This is a genomic window from Dechloromonas denitrificans (assembly GCF_020510685.1).
Taxonomy (GTDB): domain Bacteria; phylum Pseudomonadota; class Gammaproteobacteria; order Burkholderiales; family Rhodocyclaceae; genus Azonexus; species Azonexus denitrificans_A.
Map to the genome: position 1 here is coordinate 418,714 of NZ_CP075185.1, position 12,850 is coordinate 431,563.

10 protein-coding genes are annotated in these 12,850 nt (G+C 62.2%); 3 read left to right on the forward strand and 7 right to left on the reverse strand.

Annotation, left to right across the window (positions count from 1 at the left end):
* Window positions 1-1,956: an acetate--CoA ligase gene (acs, locus tag KI611_RS02120; protein ID WP_226418183.1), complete on the reverse strand. Its 1,956-nt coding sequence runs from the start codon at window positions 1,954-1,956 to the stop codon at window positions 1-3.
* 208 nt (window positions 1,957-2,164) lie between these two features.
* On the opposite strand from acs, the gene KI611_RS02125 reads away from it, so the two are divergent.
* Window positions 2,165-2,692, forward strand: coding sequence for a hypothetical protein (locus KI611_RS02125; RefSeq protein WP_226418184.1), 528 nt, complete (start codon window positions 2,165-2,167; stop codon window positions 2,690-2,692).
* Between the two features lie 20 nt (window positions 2,693-2,712).
* Here KI611_RS02125 and KI611_RS02130 read toward each other — a convergent pair whose 3' ends face one another.
* From KI611_RS02130 to KI611_RS02150, 5 genes are read right to left on the reverse strand one after another with little or no spacing between them, the layout of a single operon-like run.
* Window positions 2,713-3,846, reverse strand: coding sequence for a trans-sulfuration enzyme family protein (locus KI611_RS02130; protein ID WP_226418185.1), 1,134 nt, complete (start codon window positions 3,844-3,846; stop codon window positions 2,713-2,715).
* Window positions 3,843-4,355: an OsmC family protein gene (locus KI611_RS02135; RefSeq protein WP_226418186.1), complete on the reverse strand. Its 513-nt coding sequence runs from the start codon at window positions 4,353-4,355 to the stop codon at window positions 3,843-3,845. Before KI611_RS02135 ends, KI611_RS02130 begins: the two co-directional genes overlap by 4 nt.
* 15 nt (window positions 4,356-4,370) lie before the next feature.
* Window positions 4,371-5,189: an ABC transporter ATP-binding protein gene (locus tag KI611_RS02140; RefSeq protein WP_226418187.1), complete on the reverse strand. Its 819-nt coding sequence runs from the start codon at window positions 5,187-5,189 to the stop codon at window positions 4,371-4,373.
* An 8-nt stretch (window positions 5,190-5,197) separates the two neighbouring features.
* Window positions 5,198-6,037, reverse strand: a complete 840-nt coding sequence (locus tag KI611_RS02145; RefSeq protein ID WP_226418188.1) for an ABC transporter permease — start codon at window positions 6,035-6,037, stop codon at window positions 5,198-5,200.
* A 12-nt stretch (window positions 6,038-6,049) separates the two neighbouring features.
* Window positions 6,050-7,018, reverse strand: a complete 969-nt coding sequence (locus KI611_RS02150) for an aliphatic sulfonate ABC transporter substrate-binding protein (RefSeq protein ID WP_226418189.1) — start codon at window positions 7,016-7,018, stop codon at window positions 6,050-6,052.
* Window positions 7,019-7,346: 328 nt separating this feature from the next.
* Here KI611_RS02150 and KI611_RS02155 point away from each other — a divergent pair, with 328 nt between their 5' ends.
* Window positions 7,347-8,984 (forward strand): methyl-accepting chemotaxis protein, encoded by a 1,638-nt coding sequence (locus KI611_RS02155; RefSeq protein WP_226418190.1) that lies wholly within the window; start codon window positions 7,347-7,349, stop codon window positions 8,982-8,984.
* 88 nt (window positions 8,985-9,072) lie between these two features.
* Here KI611_RS02155 and KI611_RS02160 read toward each other — a convergent pair whose 3' ends face one another.
* Window positions 9,073-10,722: an OFA family MFS transporter gene (locus KI611_RS02160; RefSeq protein ID WP_226418191.1), complete on the reverse strand. Its 1,650-nt coding sequence runs from the start codon at window positions 10,720-10,722 to the stop codon at window positions 9,073-9,075.
* A 306-nt stretch (window positions 10,723-11,028) separates the two neighbouring features.
* Here KI611_RS02160 and KI611_RS02165 point away from each other — a divergent pair, with 306 nt between their 5' ends.
* Window positions 11,029-12,843 (forward strand): carbon starvation protein A, encoded by a 1,815-nt coding sequence (locus KI611_RS02165; protein ID WP_226418192.1) that lies wholly within the window; start codon window positions 11,029-11,031, stop codon window positions 12,841-12,843.
* Window positions 12,844-12,850: the final 7 nt, after the last annotated feature.

Sequence of the window (12,850 nt, forward strand, 5' to 3'; positions counted from 1 at the left end):
TCACCGAGCCGGGTTGATCGATTGACGTCGCCTCTCGACGATGTCATCGACAATCAGCGGGTCGGCGACAGTCGACGTATCGCCGAAATTGTCGAATTCGTTGGCCGCGATCTTGGTCAATATGCGACGCAGAATCTTGCCGGCCCGATTCTTCGGCAGCGCTGTCGCCCACTGGATCAGATCGGGCGAGGCAATCGGGCCGATGCGGCTGCGGACCAGATTGACGATCTCGTGGCGCAGTTGATCGCTTTCTTCTACCGTTGCCTTCAGGGTCACAAAGGCAAAGACGCCTTGCCCCTTGATTTCGTGGGGGTAGCCGACCACCGCCGATTCGGCGACTGCCGGGTGGGAGGCGATGGCGCTTTCCAGCTCAACCGTGCCGAGGCGATGGCCTGAGACATTGATGACATCGTCCACCCGGCCGCTGATCCGGTAATAACCGTCGGCGTCGCGACTGGCGCCGTCGCCAGTGAAGAAGTAGCCGGGAAACTGGGAAAAATAGGTGCGGACGAAACGTTCGTGGTCGTGCAGGATGGTTCGTGCCTGGGCCGGCCAGGAGTCGGCAAAGCACATGTTGCCTTCGGCTTCGCCCGCGAGAACCTCGCCCTGGCTGTTGGTGAGTTCCGGGCGTATGCCGAAGTAGGGCTTTGCCGCGTAGCCCGGCTTATTGGGAATGGCGCCGGGCATCGGGACGAGCAGGACGGCACCGGTTTCGGTCTGCCAGTAGGTGTCAACGATCGGGCAGCGACCGCCGCCGATAAGCTTGTGATACCAGTGCCAGGCTTCCGGATTGATCGGTTCGCCGACCGAGCCGAGGATGCGCAATGAAGAGAGATCGTGCCGGCGGACCGGCGCCTCTCCTTCGCGCATCAGCGAGCGGATTGCCGTCGGTGCCGTGTAGAAGATGTTCACGCGGTAGCGCTCGATGATGGACCACCAGCGCGAGCTGTCCGGCCAGGTCGGAACGCCTTCGAACAGCACGCTGGTTGCGCCATTGAGCAACGGGCCGTAGATTTTGTAGGTATGGGCGGTCACCCAGCCGACGTCGGCGGTACACCAGAAAACATCGCCCTCGTGCCAGTCGAAAATGTTCCGCCAACTGGTCCCAGTGTGGACGAGATAGCCCCCGGTCGTGTGTACCAGCCCTTTCGGTTTGCCGGTCGAGCCGGAGGTGTACAGAATGAACAGCGGATCCTCGGCGCCGACGACGACGGGCTGGCACCAAGGGTCGGCCTGGGCGATGGCCTCGTCGAACCAGTGGTCGCGCCCGGCGGTGAAGGGAACGCGGGCGCCGGTCCGGCGGATTACGACAACATCGGTGACCGATGGCTGATTCTTGAGCGCCGCATCGGCGTTCTCTTTCAGTGGCACGACCCGGCCGCCGCGTCGACTCTCGTCCGCCGTAATCAGCACCTTGGCGCCGGCATCCTCGATCCGGTTGGCGAGCGCCTCGGCCGAGAACCCGGAAAATACGACCGAATGGATGGCGCCGATGCGAACGCAAGCCATCATCGCGACCATGATCTCGGGGATCACCGGCAAATAGATCGTGACCACATCTCCCTTCTGGACGCCGAGCCCACTCAGGACGTTGGCGAATCGATTGACCTGGTCGGCCAGTTCGCCCCAAGTTACCGTGCGCGATTCATCCGGGTCATCGCCTTGCCAGAAAATGGCCGGCTTGTCGGCCTTGCCGGGAAGATGGCGATCGATGCAGTTCACCGAGGCATTCAGGGTGCCGTCGGCAAACCAGCGGATGGTCGGATCGACCGGGTCGAAGCGCGTGTCCTTGACGACGGTGAACGGCTGAATCCAGTCGATCGATTTCGCCTGTTCTGCCCAAAAGCGCGATGGGTCTTCGATTGAGCGGCGGTAGTTGGCGGCATAAGTTACTGCGTCGATGTGCGCGTTGGCGGCGATGTCTTCGGGAACCGGAAATGTGACGGGAGTGGGCATGGTTTGTTCAGGAGAGGGGAATTGGAAATGCTTCGGCGCTATGTTCAAGGCCGCCAACGATCTGGGAAACGATCTAATTTTTATTAGGTTATGTCGATAAAAACTGTCCGGCGCTTGGCTTATATCGAAAGCGTTTTTTCGTCGTTCGGAGCACCGCCACCAAGGGTTAGATTGATGTCTCTCCTTTCACCCGGCCTGGTCGATTTGCATGTCGATATTGATAGTTGCTGCCCCCGTCGAGGCACCACCGGTGGTAACCGCGCTACTGGGCAACCTCGGTAGCTGGTTTGCGGCCCGCTCGATCCGCTGGCGAGCGTTGTCCGTGGCGTCGCCCGGCATTTCTCAGGGAATCCTTGCGGCGAGCGCGCTTGTCCTGGTCGGCGGCGATCAGGCGGCGAGCGCGCTGGGCGCCCTGCTTGCGGGATTGCCGGCCGACTCACTCGCCGGAAAGCCGTTTCTCTGGATCGGGCCATCCATCCATCCGGTGGCTGGCGATTTCACGCATGCCAGGCTGTGGTACGCCTTGCAGGCGGCGGGTGTCGAAATACATATCAAGCCGGCTTTGCTCGATGACTGGAGTCGCTCAGTCCCGGTTCTGCAGCCGCGCGACGAAGCGCGCCTCGACGATGCGCTAATCGCGCTCGGAGAAGGAGTTAGCTTCTGCCAGCGTCTCCAAAGAAAGCGGGACTCCCTGAGCTTGGCGTTGTGCTTTGCCCAGGCGCCCCTGTTGGCTTGAAGCGATCTTCGTTCCGGTTTTTACGCTAATGCTTGTTGCCAATCGGCAATCAGATCCTCGGCCGACTCGATGCCGATCGACAGCCGCAGCAAGTCGTCGGGCACCAGCGTGCCGGCGCCTTCGACGCTGGCGCGGTGTTCGACCAGACTTTCGACGGCGCCCAGTGACGTGGCTTGCCGGAACAGCTTGAGTTTGCCCGCCACGGCCCGGGATCCGCTTTCCCCGCCGGCAATCCGTACCGAAAGCATGGCGCCGAAGCCGCCCTGCATCTGGCGGGCCGCCACCGCGTAGCCGGGGTTGCCCGGCAGGCCCGGGTAAAGCACTTCGACGACCGCCGGGTGGCCGGCCAGAAAGAGAGCCACTTTCTCGGCGTTGGCGGCCGCCGTCCGTACCCGCAGAAAGAGCGTGCGCAAGCCGCGCTGCAGCAACCATGCTTCGAACGGGCCAAGCACCGCCCCGCCGAGGTTTCGAGCCTTGCGGATGCGCAACCAGAAATCATCCGTCGCCCGGGCGACCAGTGCGCCGGCGACCACGTCCGAATGGCCGTTGAGGTATTTGGTGGCCGAGTGCAGCACGATGTCGGCTCCCAGCTCGATCGGCCGCGTGAAGACCGGCGTGGCGACGGTCGAGTCGACCACCACTTTTGCCCCGGCGGCCTTGGCCCGCGCGGCAGCGGCGGCAATGTCGGTGATTTCCCAGGTCGGGTTGGCCGGCGTTTCGATCCACAGCAACTGGGTTGGCGCCGCATTCAGCTGGCGTTCGAGATCGGCCAGGTCGCTATTGGCGTACAAGGCCAGTTCGATGCCCCACTGGCTGGTGAAGTCGCGCAACCAGTTGCGCCACGCCCAGTAAGTCGAGCGCGGGGCGAGAATCCGGTCGCCCGGTTTGAGGGCTTGCAGGACGGCTGTTGCCGCCGCCATGCCGGAGGCGAACAGTAGCGCCTGGGCGCCGCCTTCCAGTTCGGCCAGCAGTTTTTCACTGCTGTCGTAGGCCGGGCTCTGGTCGCGCGAATAGACCCGCCCGCCCGGGTAGCTGCCGTCTTCCGCGCGTTCGAAGGTGGTCGCCAGATGAATCGGTTGAACGATGTCGCGATACGGTTCGGTGATGCCGCTGCCGCCATGGGCGGCGAGGGTTTCAGGGGCGATCCGGCTCATGCCTGCCTCTGCCGTTCGAGATGCAGCTGGGGCGGCTGTTTCAGCGTTTGATAAATGACGCAGTAGCGCTCCGAGAGACGCAGCAGGTTGTTCAACTGGTCGTCGGTGGCATCGGTGTCGAGTACGAACTTCAGGCGAATGTCGCTGAAGCCGACCGGCGCATCCTTGCTGACGCCGAGCGTGCCGCGAAAGTCGAGGTCGCCTTCGACCGACACCGTGCCTTCGCGGATTGCGATGCCCATGGCGGTCGCCACGGCTTGCAGGGTGACGCCGGAACAGGCGGCCAGCGCTTCGAGCAGCATGTCGCCCGAGCAGGCGTCCTCGCCGCTGCCGCCGGTGGCCGGATGCAGGCCGGCCAGTACTTTGCCGTGGCCGGTTTCGATGCGCACGGTCTGGTCGTTGGGCGTCAAGCGGCCGCGGGCCGAAAGGGTGCGCAAGGCGCTCGCCGGATCCTGCTGGTATTGGGCTTTGATCGGCGCCTGGCGCGCCTTGAGTTCTTCTGCATTCATAGGGGGTATCGGGGATTAGTAGGCAAAATTGAAGCGGGAAATCATCAAGGGTTGATGCGCGGTTGTCGATTGTGCCAGGTCTTCCGAGATGTCCAGGTAATTGTGACTGCCGCCGTTGAGCAGGGTCAGGATATCCGCTTCCTTGCGTGCCAGCTTCGGGTTGCGGCGGTCACGCGGGCGCGCCAGGTCGATCGTTACATCGCCGCTGATCCGCCCCGGGCGGCTGGCCATGACGATGACCCGGTCGCTCAGGTAGGCCGACTCGTTGACGTCATGGGTGACCAGCAGCAGCGTCGTGCCATGGTGGCTGGCGATCGAGAGCAGCAGGTCCTGCAGGCGCATGCGGGTGAAAGCGTCGACGGCACTGAACGGTTCGTCGAGCAGCAGTAGCGCGGGCTGGGTGAACAGGCCGCGGGCAATCGCCGCCCGCTGCGCCATGCCACCCGAAAGCTGCTTCGGGTAAGCGTTGGCGAAATCGGCCAGGCCGACTTCGGCCAGCAGTTCATGGACGCGCGGATGCTTGCCGCCGGCCCGACCGAGGTCGAAGCCGACGTTTTCGGCGACGGTCAGCCAGGGCAGCAGGCGTGGCTCCTGAAAGATGAAGCCGACATCGCGCGAATGCAGGTGCGGCTTTTCGCCCTTGATGCGGACCTCGCCCTGATAGTCGGCATCCAGTCCGGCGACGATGCGCAGCAAGGTGCTCTTGCCGCAACCGCTCGGCCCGACCAGGCTGACCACCTGGCCCTGGCCGATGGAAAACTCGACATTGTCGATGACGCGATGGCTCTGGAAATCCTTGGCCTTGACGGCCAGTTCTAGCAATTGTTGTGACATGGGGAGGCTCAGGAGGGGCGGCTGTCGAAGACGTCGCGCCAGGCCAGCAGGCGGCGTTCGAGCCCGCACAACAGGCTGTCGCTGAATTTGCCGAGCAGGGCCAGGACGATGATGGCGACGATGACCAGGTCGGCCCGGCCGGTTTCGCGGCCATCGGTCAGCAGATAGCCGAGGCCTTTGGTCGCGGCGATCAGTTCGGCCGCCACCAGGAACATCCAGGCCAGCGACAGGCTGGAGCGCAGCCCGGTAAACAGATTGGGCAGCGAAGCCGGCAGGAATATCCGGGTAATCAGCTTGCGACCGCTCAGCCCGTAGATGCCGCCGACTTCGACCAGCTTGCGATCGACGTTCTGAATGCCGGCGACGAAGTTCAGGTAGACCGGGAAAAAGGCGCCGATCGCAATCAGGGTGATTTTCGGCGACTCGTCGATGCCCAGCCAGAGCAGCAGCAGCGGCACCCAGGCGAGCGACGGGATGGCGCGGATGGCCTGGAAAGTCGGGTCGAGCAGGGCTTCGACCCGGCGCGACAGGCCGACGGCGGCGCCGACGACCAGGGCCAGGAAGGCGCCGATCGAAAAGCCGATCGCGACACGCAGCGAACTGACGCCGATATGGCCGAAGATGGCGCCACTCTGTCCGAGATCGGCCAGCGTAAAGACCAGTTCGCTCGGCGGCGGCAACAAATGGGCGCTGACCCAGCCGAGCCGGACGACGCTTTCCCAGACGATCAGCAGGATGACCGGCACGATCAGGCCCTGGCCCTTGCGGGCCAGGGCCTGCCAGCGGAATGAGTTGCCGGCCGGGATCTCGCCTGCGACGGGGAGGGCGGCGGTGCTGCTCAGGCTCATCCGGTGGCCTCTTTAGCGAACGACGGCTTTGGCGAAGCTCGGCTCGATCAGATCATCGATCACCTTGTTCACGTCCGTACCCTTCTTGACCAGTTCTTCTTCGACCAGGATCGAAGCGGCCGACTTGAAGGCCTTGACGTGCTCTTCACCCGGAACCGGGTTCCTGAAATCGTTGCGGGTCAGTTGCAGCTTGGCCACTGGCAGCGCCAGCTTGGCTTCTTCGGAAACGATCCTGGCGGTTTCATCCGGGTTGGCGATGATCCACTTGCGGGCCTTTTCGTAGGCGGCAATGACCTTCTTGACGTGATCCGGATGATCCTTGGCAAATTTCTCGGTGACGTTGAGGAAGCCGTAGGTGTTGTAGGCCACATTACGATAGATCAGCTTCGATCCGGCCTCGACTTCGCTGGCCGCCATCAGCGGATCGAGTCCGACCCAGGCATCGACCTTGCCTTGTTCCAGTGCGGCACGGCCGTCGGCGTGCTGCAGTGCGACGTGCTCGATGTCGGTCTTCTTCAGGCCTTCGGCATGCAGGCTGCGCAACAGGAAGAGGAAGGGATCGGTGCCCTTGGTGGCGGCCACTTTCTTGCCCTTCAGATCCTTGATCGACTTGATCGGCGAATCCTTGGGGACGACCAGCGCCGTCCATTCCGGGCGGGAGAAAATATAGACGCCCTTGATCGGGTTGCCGTTGGCCTTGCTCAGTACGGCGGCCAGGCCCGCGGTGGAGCCGAAATCGACGCTGCCGCTGTTGAGATATTCGAGCGCCCGGTTGCTGCCGGCGCTGAGCACCCATTTGACCGGGATGTTTTCAGTCTTGAGGTCCTGCTCCAGCCAGCCAAAGCGCTTGAGCACCAGGCTGGGGGGCGAGTAATAAGCGTAATCCAGGCGGATTTCCTTGGGGGCTTCGGCTTGGGCGATGCCGACGGAGGCCAGCGCGATGGCTACAGATGAAACGATCCGCTTGAAGACTGAATTCATTGTCCGGTTCCAGAATGTGAATGAAGGAAGCGAATCTAAGGTGCCGGGCGCGACCGGCGAAGGACGAACTTCTTCATTGCTTATTCCGGTATAACGAATAAGCAAAATTTGACCGGCCTTCCGGGAAGGCGCCGCTTACCGTTGGGCTGCCGTATCCGGCCTCTGGCCGGCAGATTATTGCCGCTCATCATAAATCTGCCTGGCGAAGACCGGAGTTATCTAAGATATTCAACACATTGCGTGGCGAATTCAATATCGATAACAGAGCGCGATGAGCATTTTGTATTTTCAAAATTATTTGAAAAAACAGGGCCATTGAGGAGGAGATATGTTCAACAAACTCAAGTTCAGGACCAAGGTCATTCTGCTGGTCGTGCTGTCGTTGATCGGCATGGTCGGCCTGACAACGGTTTCCGTCGTCGAGATGAAGCGCGATTTGTCGGCGAGCAAAAAGGTCCAGATCAAATCGGTCACCGAAGCTTTGTTCAATACGATTGCCGACTTCCAGGCACAAGAGCAGAGCGGCAAGCTGACGCGCGAACAGGCGCAACAAGCTGCGCTGGCGGCAATCCGAACGGCTCGCTACGGCGGGGCGGATGGAAAAACCGAATATTTTTATGCCTACACGATGCAAGGCATAAACATTTATCACACCAAGGCCGAGTTCATTGGTCAGGATTTGCGGGAAAAGATCAAGGACAGCCGGGGCGGCTATCCCATCAAGGATCTGCTGGCCGCCTTGCAAAGCCAGCGCAGCGCCTTTGTAGACTCGTTTTTCCCTCGGCCGGGCGAGCAGGTGGCGGTCGAAAAACTGCAGTTCGTCATGCATTTCGAGCCCTGGGGCTGGATGCTCGGCACCGGTGTCTATATGGACGACATCAAACATGAGTTCAATGAACGCCTGGTTTTCTCGCTGTCATTCGCGCTCGTTGTCCTGCTGGTCATGGCGACGTTTGGCGTGGTCATCGTCAGAGGGGTGCTGCGCCAGGTCGGCGGCGAGCCGGCCGATGCCATCCGCTTCATGTCGCAAGTCGCGGCGGGTGATCTGACCGGCGATATTCCGCCGGCCGCGAAAGGCAGCATGCTCGATTCGATGCGCGACATGGTCGGCTCGGTCCGCCAGATGCTCGGCGATATCAGTCATTGTTCGACTCAGCTGACGCAGGGTACCGAGCGCATCAACACCGCGGCCCGCGAAGTGGCCATCGCCTCCGAACGGCAATCCGATGCGACCTCGTCAATGGCGGCGGCGATCGAGGAAATGACGGTGAGCATCAACCATATTTCGGACAGTGCCAAAGATACCCAGCACAATTCGCGGGAGTCGGTCTCCTTGTCCGAGGACGGGTTCAAGCGGATTCAGGTGGCCAGCCATGAAATCAACGAGATCGCGGCGAGCGTCAATAACGCCTCGGGCCGGATTCGCAAGCTGGAAGAAGGAGCCAGGCAGATCTCCTCGATTGCCGGGGTGATCAAGGATATTGCCGGGCAAACCAATCTGCTGGCGCTCAATGCGGCGATCGAGGCGGCGCGCGCCGGCGAGCAGGGGCGCGGCTTTGCGGTGGTGGCCGATGAAGTGCGCAAACTGGCCGAGCGGACATCGCTGGCGACGATAGAGATCGAAAAGATGATCGAAGGTATCCAGTCGGATACGGTGCAGGTCGTTGGCGTCATGGATGCCGCCTTGCCGCAGGTGGTGGCGGGGGTGAAAGCCGCCGAGGACGCGGCCGAGGCGCTGAGCCACATCAAGACGGGGGCTGAAACGACGCTGGTGCGCATACGCGAGGTCGCCGAATCGACCAAGGAACAGAGTCAGGCGAGCGACAGCATCGCCCAGCGGGTCGAAGAGATCGCGACCATGGTTGAGGAAACCTCGGCAGCGATGAAATCGACTGCCGAGACCGCCGAAGACCTCGACAAAGTGGCCCATCAGCTGACCTTGTTGGTGCAGCGCTTCCATTGCTGAAAATGCGTCAGCGTCCGGGAAGGTGATGCCCGGTCAGCGGCCGGTCGCGTGAGCAGGCATGCCGCCTGCTGCACGCGACGCACAGGTCTTACTTGAAGAAGACGATGGTTTTCTGCACCGTCATCCAGCCGCCCCAGCCGAGCGGAATCCATACCGCCAGCCAGGCCAGGAAGACGCGCCAGGAATGGCTGGCTTCGTTGACCAGCGCCGAGACGTCCTCGACGAAATGCTGGTGCGTGTCGTCGGCGCCCTTCTTTTCTTCCGTCAACTCGGCCGGCGTCATGTGATGCTCTTCCGCCACCTGGTGGATGCGCCAGTTGCAGAGCATGCCGAGGACCAGCAGGCCGGCCAGGATGTACATGGTGATGGTGTAGGCATCGGCCCGCGCCACGCCCTGGTCGAGCTGGTATTCGCGGATGTAGTTCACCAGCACCGGCCCGAAGATGCCGGCGGCCGACCAGGCGGTCAGCAGGCGGCCGTGGATGGCGCCGACGAAGCGGGTGCCGAACATGTCGGCCAGGTAGGCCGGCACCGTCGCGAAGCCGCCGCCATACATCGACAGGATGATGCAGAAGAAGGCGACGAACAGCGCCAGGCTGCCGGCTTGCGCGGTGCTCGGGATGGCGGCGTAGAGCGCGAAGCCGAGCAGGAAGAAGGTGAAATAGGTGGCCTTGCGGCCGATCCGGTCGGACAGCGAGGCCCAGAAGAAGCGCCCGCCGATGTTGAACAGCGAGAGCAGGCCGGTGAAGCCGGCGGCGACCGCGGCGATGGCGCCCTTCTGCGCGGCATCGAGATCGTTGAAGGCGACGTCGACGCCGATCAGTTTGCCGGCGAAGACTTCCTGCAGCATCGGCGAGGCCATGCCGATGATGCCGATGCCGGCCGTCACGTTGAGGCAGAGCACGGCCCAGATCAGCCAGAACTGGCGCGTCTTCCAGGCGACGTCGAGGTGCACGTGGCTGTCGGTGATCATCGAGGTCTTGGCCTTGGCCGGCGGCGTCCAGCCGGCTGGCTTCCAGTTCTCGGCCGGCACGCGGTAGCCGAGCGCCCCGGCCATCATGAAGACGAAGTAGATCGCGGCCAGGGTCAGGAAGGTTTCGACCACGCCCACCGAGGTCGGTGTCGCGAAATACTTCATCAGCTTGTCGGCGAGCGGCGCGCCGATCATCGCGCCACCGCCGAAGCCCATGATCGCCATACCGGTGGCCATGCCACGGCGGTCCGGGAACCACTTGATCAGCGTCGACACCGGCGAGATGTAGCCAAGGCCGAGGCCGATGCCGCCGATCACGCCGGAGCCGAGCCAGAGCAGCCAGATCTGGTGCAGATGCACGCCGAGCGCCGAGATGACCAGGCCGCCGCACCAGCACACCGCCGAGACGACGCCGGCCTTGCGCGGCCCGGCCTTTTCCAGCCAGCCGCCCCAGATCGCGGCCGAGGAGCCGAGGAAGACGAAGAACATCGTGTACATCCAGCCGAGCATGGAAATCTTCCAGTCGCAGCCGGAGCTGAACACCTGCTCGAAGAAGCCCATGTCCTTGGCGCATTCGATCGACTGGGTGATGCCGAGCGCCCGCGACAGCGGCAGCCAGAACACGGAAAAGCCGTAGGCCATGCCGATGCACAGATGGATGGCCAGCGCGGCCGGCGGAACCAGCCAGCGGTTGAAGCCGGGCTGGGCGACCGTCCGGCGACGGTCGAAAAAGTCAGGTGCTGCGGGGGCTTGGTTGGCCGCCATGGAATCTCCTCCCGGAGGTGTCAAATCCGCCAGACTGGCGAATTACTAGGGGGCGCGATTTTACCCCTATCGGCCCGCGGTTTTCCTCGGCGATGCGCCATCCGGCAATGGCGGCGAGGGCAAGACCGGGCGCGCCGAGCGACTGGAAATCGATCCGTCGCCGCCCGGGCGTTTCCACTCACACTCGCAATCCGACCGTTCGCCCCCGCCTTTTTACCGCTCTCTGGAAAGCCTGAATAGACGCTTTACCGACTCCTAAGATTCAACTCGTGAACAATCTTTTTCACGACTCTTGAGGAGATAAAAATGGACCAAGCGATCTATTTTGTTATCGCAACAGTCTGTGTCCTTGCCCTCGCATATCGCATATACGGGATATTTTTTGTAAGCAAGGTCCTAGCTGCCGACGACAGTGAAGTTACGCCATCCCATCAATTCCAGGACGGCAAGAATTACGTGCCCACGAAAAAATGGGTTAATGCAGGTCAACACTTTGCGGCGATCGCCGCCGCCGGCCCGTTGGTCGGTCCGGTGCTGGCCGCCCAGTTCGGCTACCTGCCAGGCTTCATCTGGCTGCTGGTCGGCGCGGTGGTCGGCGGTGCGGTACACGACACGGTGGTGCTCTTTGCTTCGATGAAGCATCAGGGCAAATCCCTGTCGGAAGTCGCCAAAGCCGAACTCGGGCCGGTTGCCGGCTGGAGTACCGGTCTGGCGATGCTGTTCATCATCACCATCACGATGGCCGGTCTGTCGATCGTCGTCGTCCATGCCCTCGAGCGCAATGCCTGGGGTACTTTCGCCGTCTTCATGACGGTGCCGATCGCGATCTGTCTCGGTCTCTATGAACGCTACTTCGGTTCCTCGAAGTGGGGCACCTACATCGGTGTTGCCGCGGTCATGGCTTCGGTTGCTGCCGGCCCGCACCTGCAAGGTACGATGCTCGGTGACTGGCTGACCCTGCACAAGACGACGGTGAGCTGGCTGCTGCCGGTCTACGCCTTCTTCGCTACCGCCCTGCCGGTGTGGATGTTGCTGACGCCGCGCGGTTACCTCTCCAGCTTCATGAAGATCGGTGTCTTCGCTGCCCTGATCGTCGGCGTCGTGTTCATCAACCCGACCATCCAGTTCCCGGCCCTTACCGAATTCATCCACGGCGGTGGCCCGATCCTGAAGGGTGCGGTCTGGCCGTTCATCTCCATCACCATTGCCTGCGGTGCGATCTCCGGCTTCCACGCCTTCATCGGTTCCGGTACCACGCCCAAGCTGGTCGACAAGTGGAGCGACATTCGTCCGGTGGCTTTCGGTGGCATGCTCGCCGAGTGTCTGGTCGCCGTCATGGCCCTGATCGCCGCTACCTCGCTGCATCCGGCTGACTACTTCGCGATCAACTCTTCGCCGGAAGTCTTCAAGACCCTGGGCATGACCGTTGTCGATCTGCCGGAACTCAGCCAGAAGATGGGCATTGACCTGTACGGACGCACCGGTGGTGCGGTGACTTTGGCGGTCGGCATGACCTACATCTTCACCAAGCTCTCGTGGTTCTCCGATCTGGCCGCCTACTTCTTCCAGTTCGTGATCATGTTCGAAGCAGTGTTCATCCTGACGGCCGTCGATTCCGGCACCCGTGTCTCGCGTTACCTGATCCAGGATCTGCTTGGCGACATCTTCCCGCCGATGAAGCGTCTCGACTCGATGCCGGCCGCCATTACCGCCAGCGTCATTGCCTGCGTCCTCTGGGGTTACCTGCTGCTCTCCGGCGACATCAGTTCGGTCTGGGCGCTGTTCGGTGTCTCCAACCAGTTGATGGCTTCGGTTGGCCTGATGATTGGCGCGACCATCATCATGCGCATCTCGAAGAAGCGGATTTATGCCCTGACCTGCCTGATCCCGCTGGCCTACCTCTTCGTCACGGTCAACTACGCCGGCTACTGGATGATCGCCAACGTCTATCTCGCCGCCGGTACCAAGGGCTACAACCTGTTCAACGCGGTGATCGCCTCGTCGATGATGGTTCTCGGTTTCATCATCATGTTCGCCTCGCTGAAGCGTTGGGTGGTGTTGTGGAAAGCACGCGGTGCGTCTTCGGTGATCCCGCCGACCATGCTGCCTTCCGCCGCCTGACCAGCAA

Excerpts from the sequence above, each read along its gene's own strand:
- KI611_RS02160 (WP_226418191.1), bottom strand. The coding sequence starts at position 10,722 with ATGGCGGCCAACCAAGCCCCCGCAGCACCTGACTTTTTCGACCGTCGC.
- KI611_RS02140 (WP_226418187.1), bottom strand. The coding sequence starts at position 5,189 with ATGTCACAACAATTGCTAGAACTGGCCGTCAAGGCCAAGGATTTCCAG.
- KI611_RS02155 (WP_226418190.1), top strand. The coding sequence starts at position 7,347 with ATGTTCAACAAACTCAAGTTCAGGACCAAGGTCATTCTGCTGGTCGTG.
- KI611_RS02145 (WP_226418188.1), bottom strand. The coding sequence starts at position 6,037 with ATGAGCCTGAGCAGCACCGCCGCCCTCCCCGTCGCAGGCGAGATCCCG.
- KI611_RS02125 (WP_226418184.1), top strand. The coding sequence starts at position 2,165 with ATGTCGATATTGATAGTTGCTGCCCCCGTCGAGGCACCACCGGTGGTA.
- KI611_RS02130 (WP_226418185.1), bottom strand. The coding sequence starts at position 3,846 with ATGAGCCGGATCGCCCCTGAAACCCTCGCCGCCCATGGCGGCAGCGGC.
- KI611_RS02135 (WP_226418186.1), bottom strand. The coding sequence starts at position 4,355 with ATGAATGCAGAAGAACTCAAGGCGCGCCAGGCGCCGATCAAAGCCCAA.
- KI611_RS02150 (WP_226418189.1), bottom strand. The coding sequence starts at position 7,018 with ATGAATTCAGTCTTCAAGCGGATCGTTTCATCTGTAGCCATCGCGCTG.
- acs (WP_226418183.1), bottom strand. The coding sequence starts at position 1,956 with ATGCCCACTCCCGTCACATTTCCGGTTCCCGAAGACATCGCCGCCAAC.
- KI611_RS02165 (WP_226418192.1), top strand. The coding sequence starts at position 11,029 with ATGGACCAAGCGATCTATTTTGTTATCGCAACAGTCTGTGTCCTTGCC.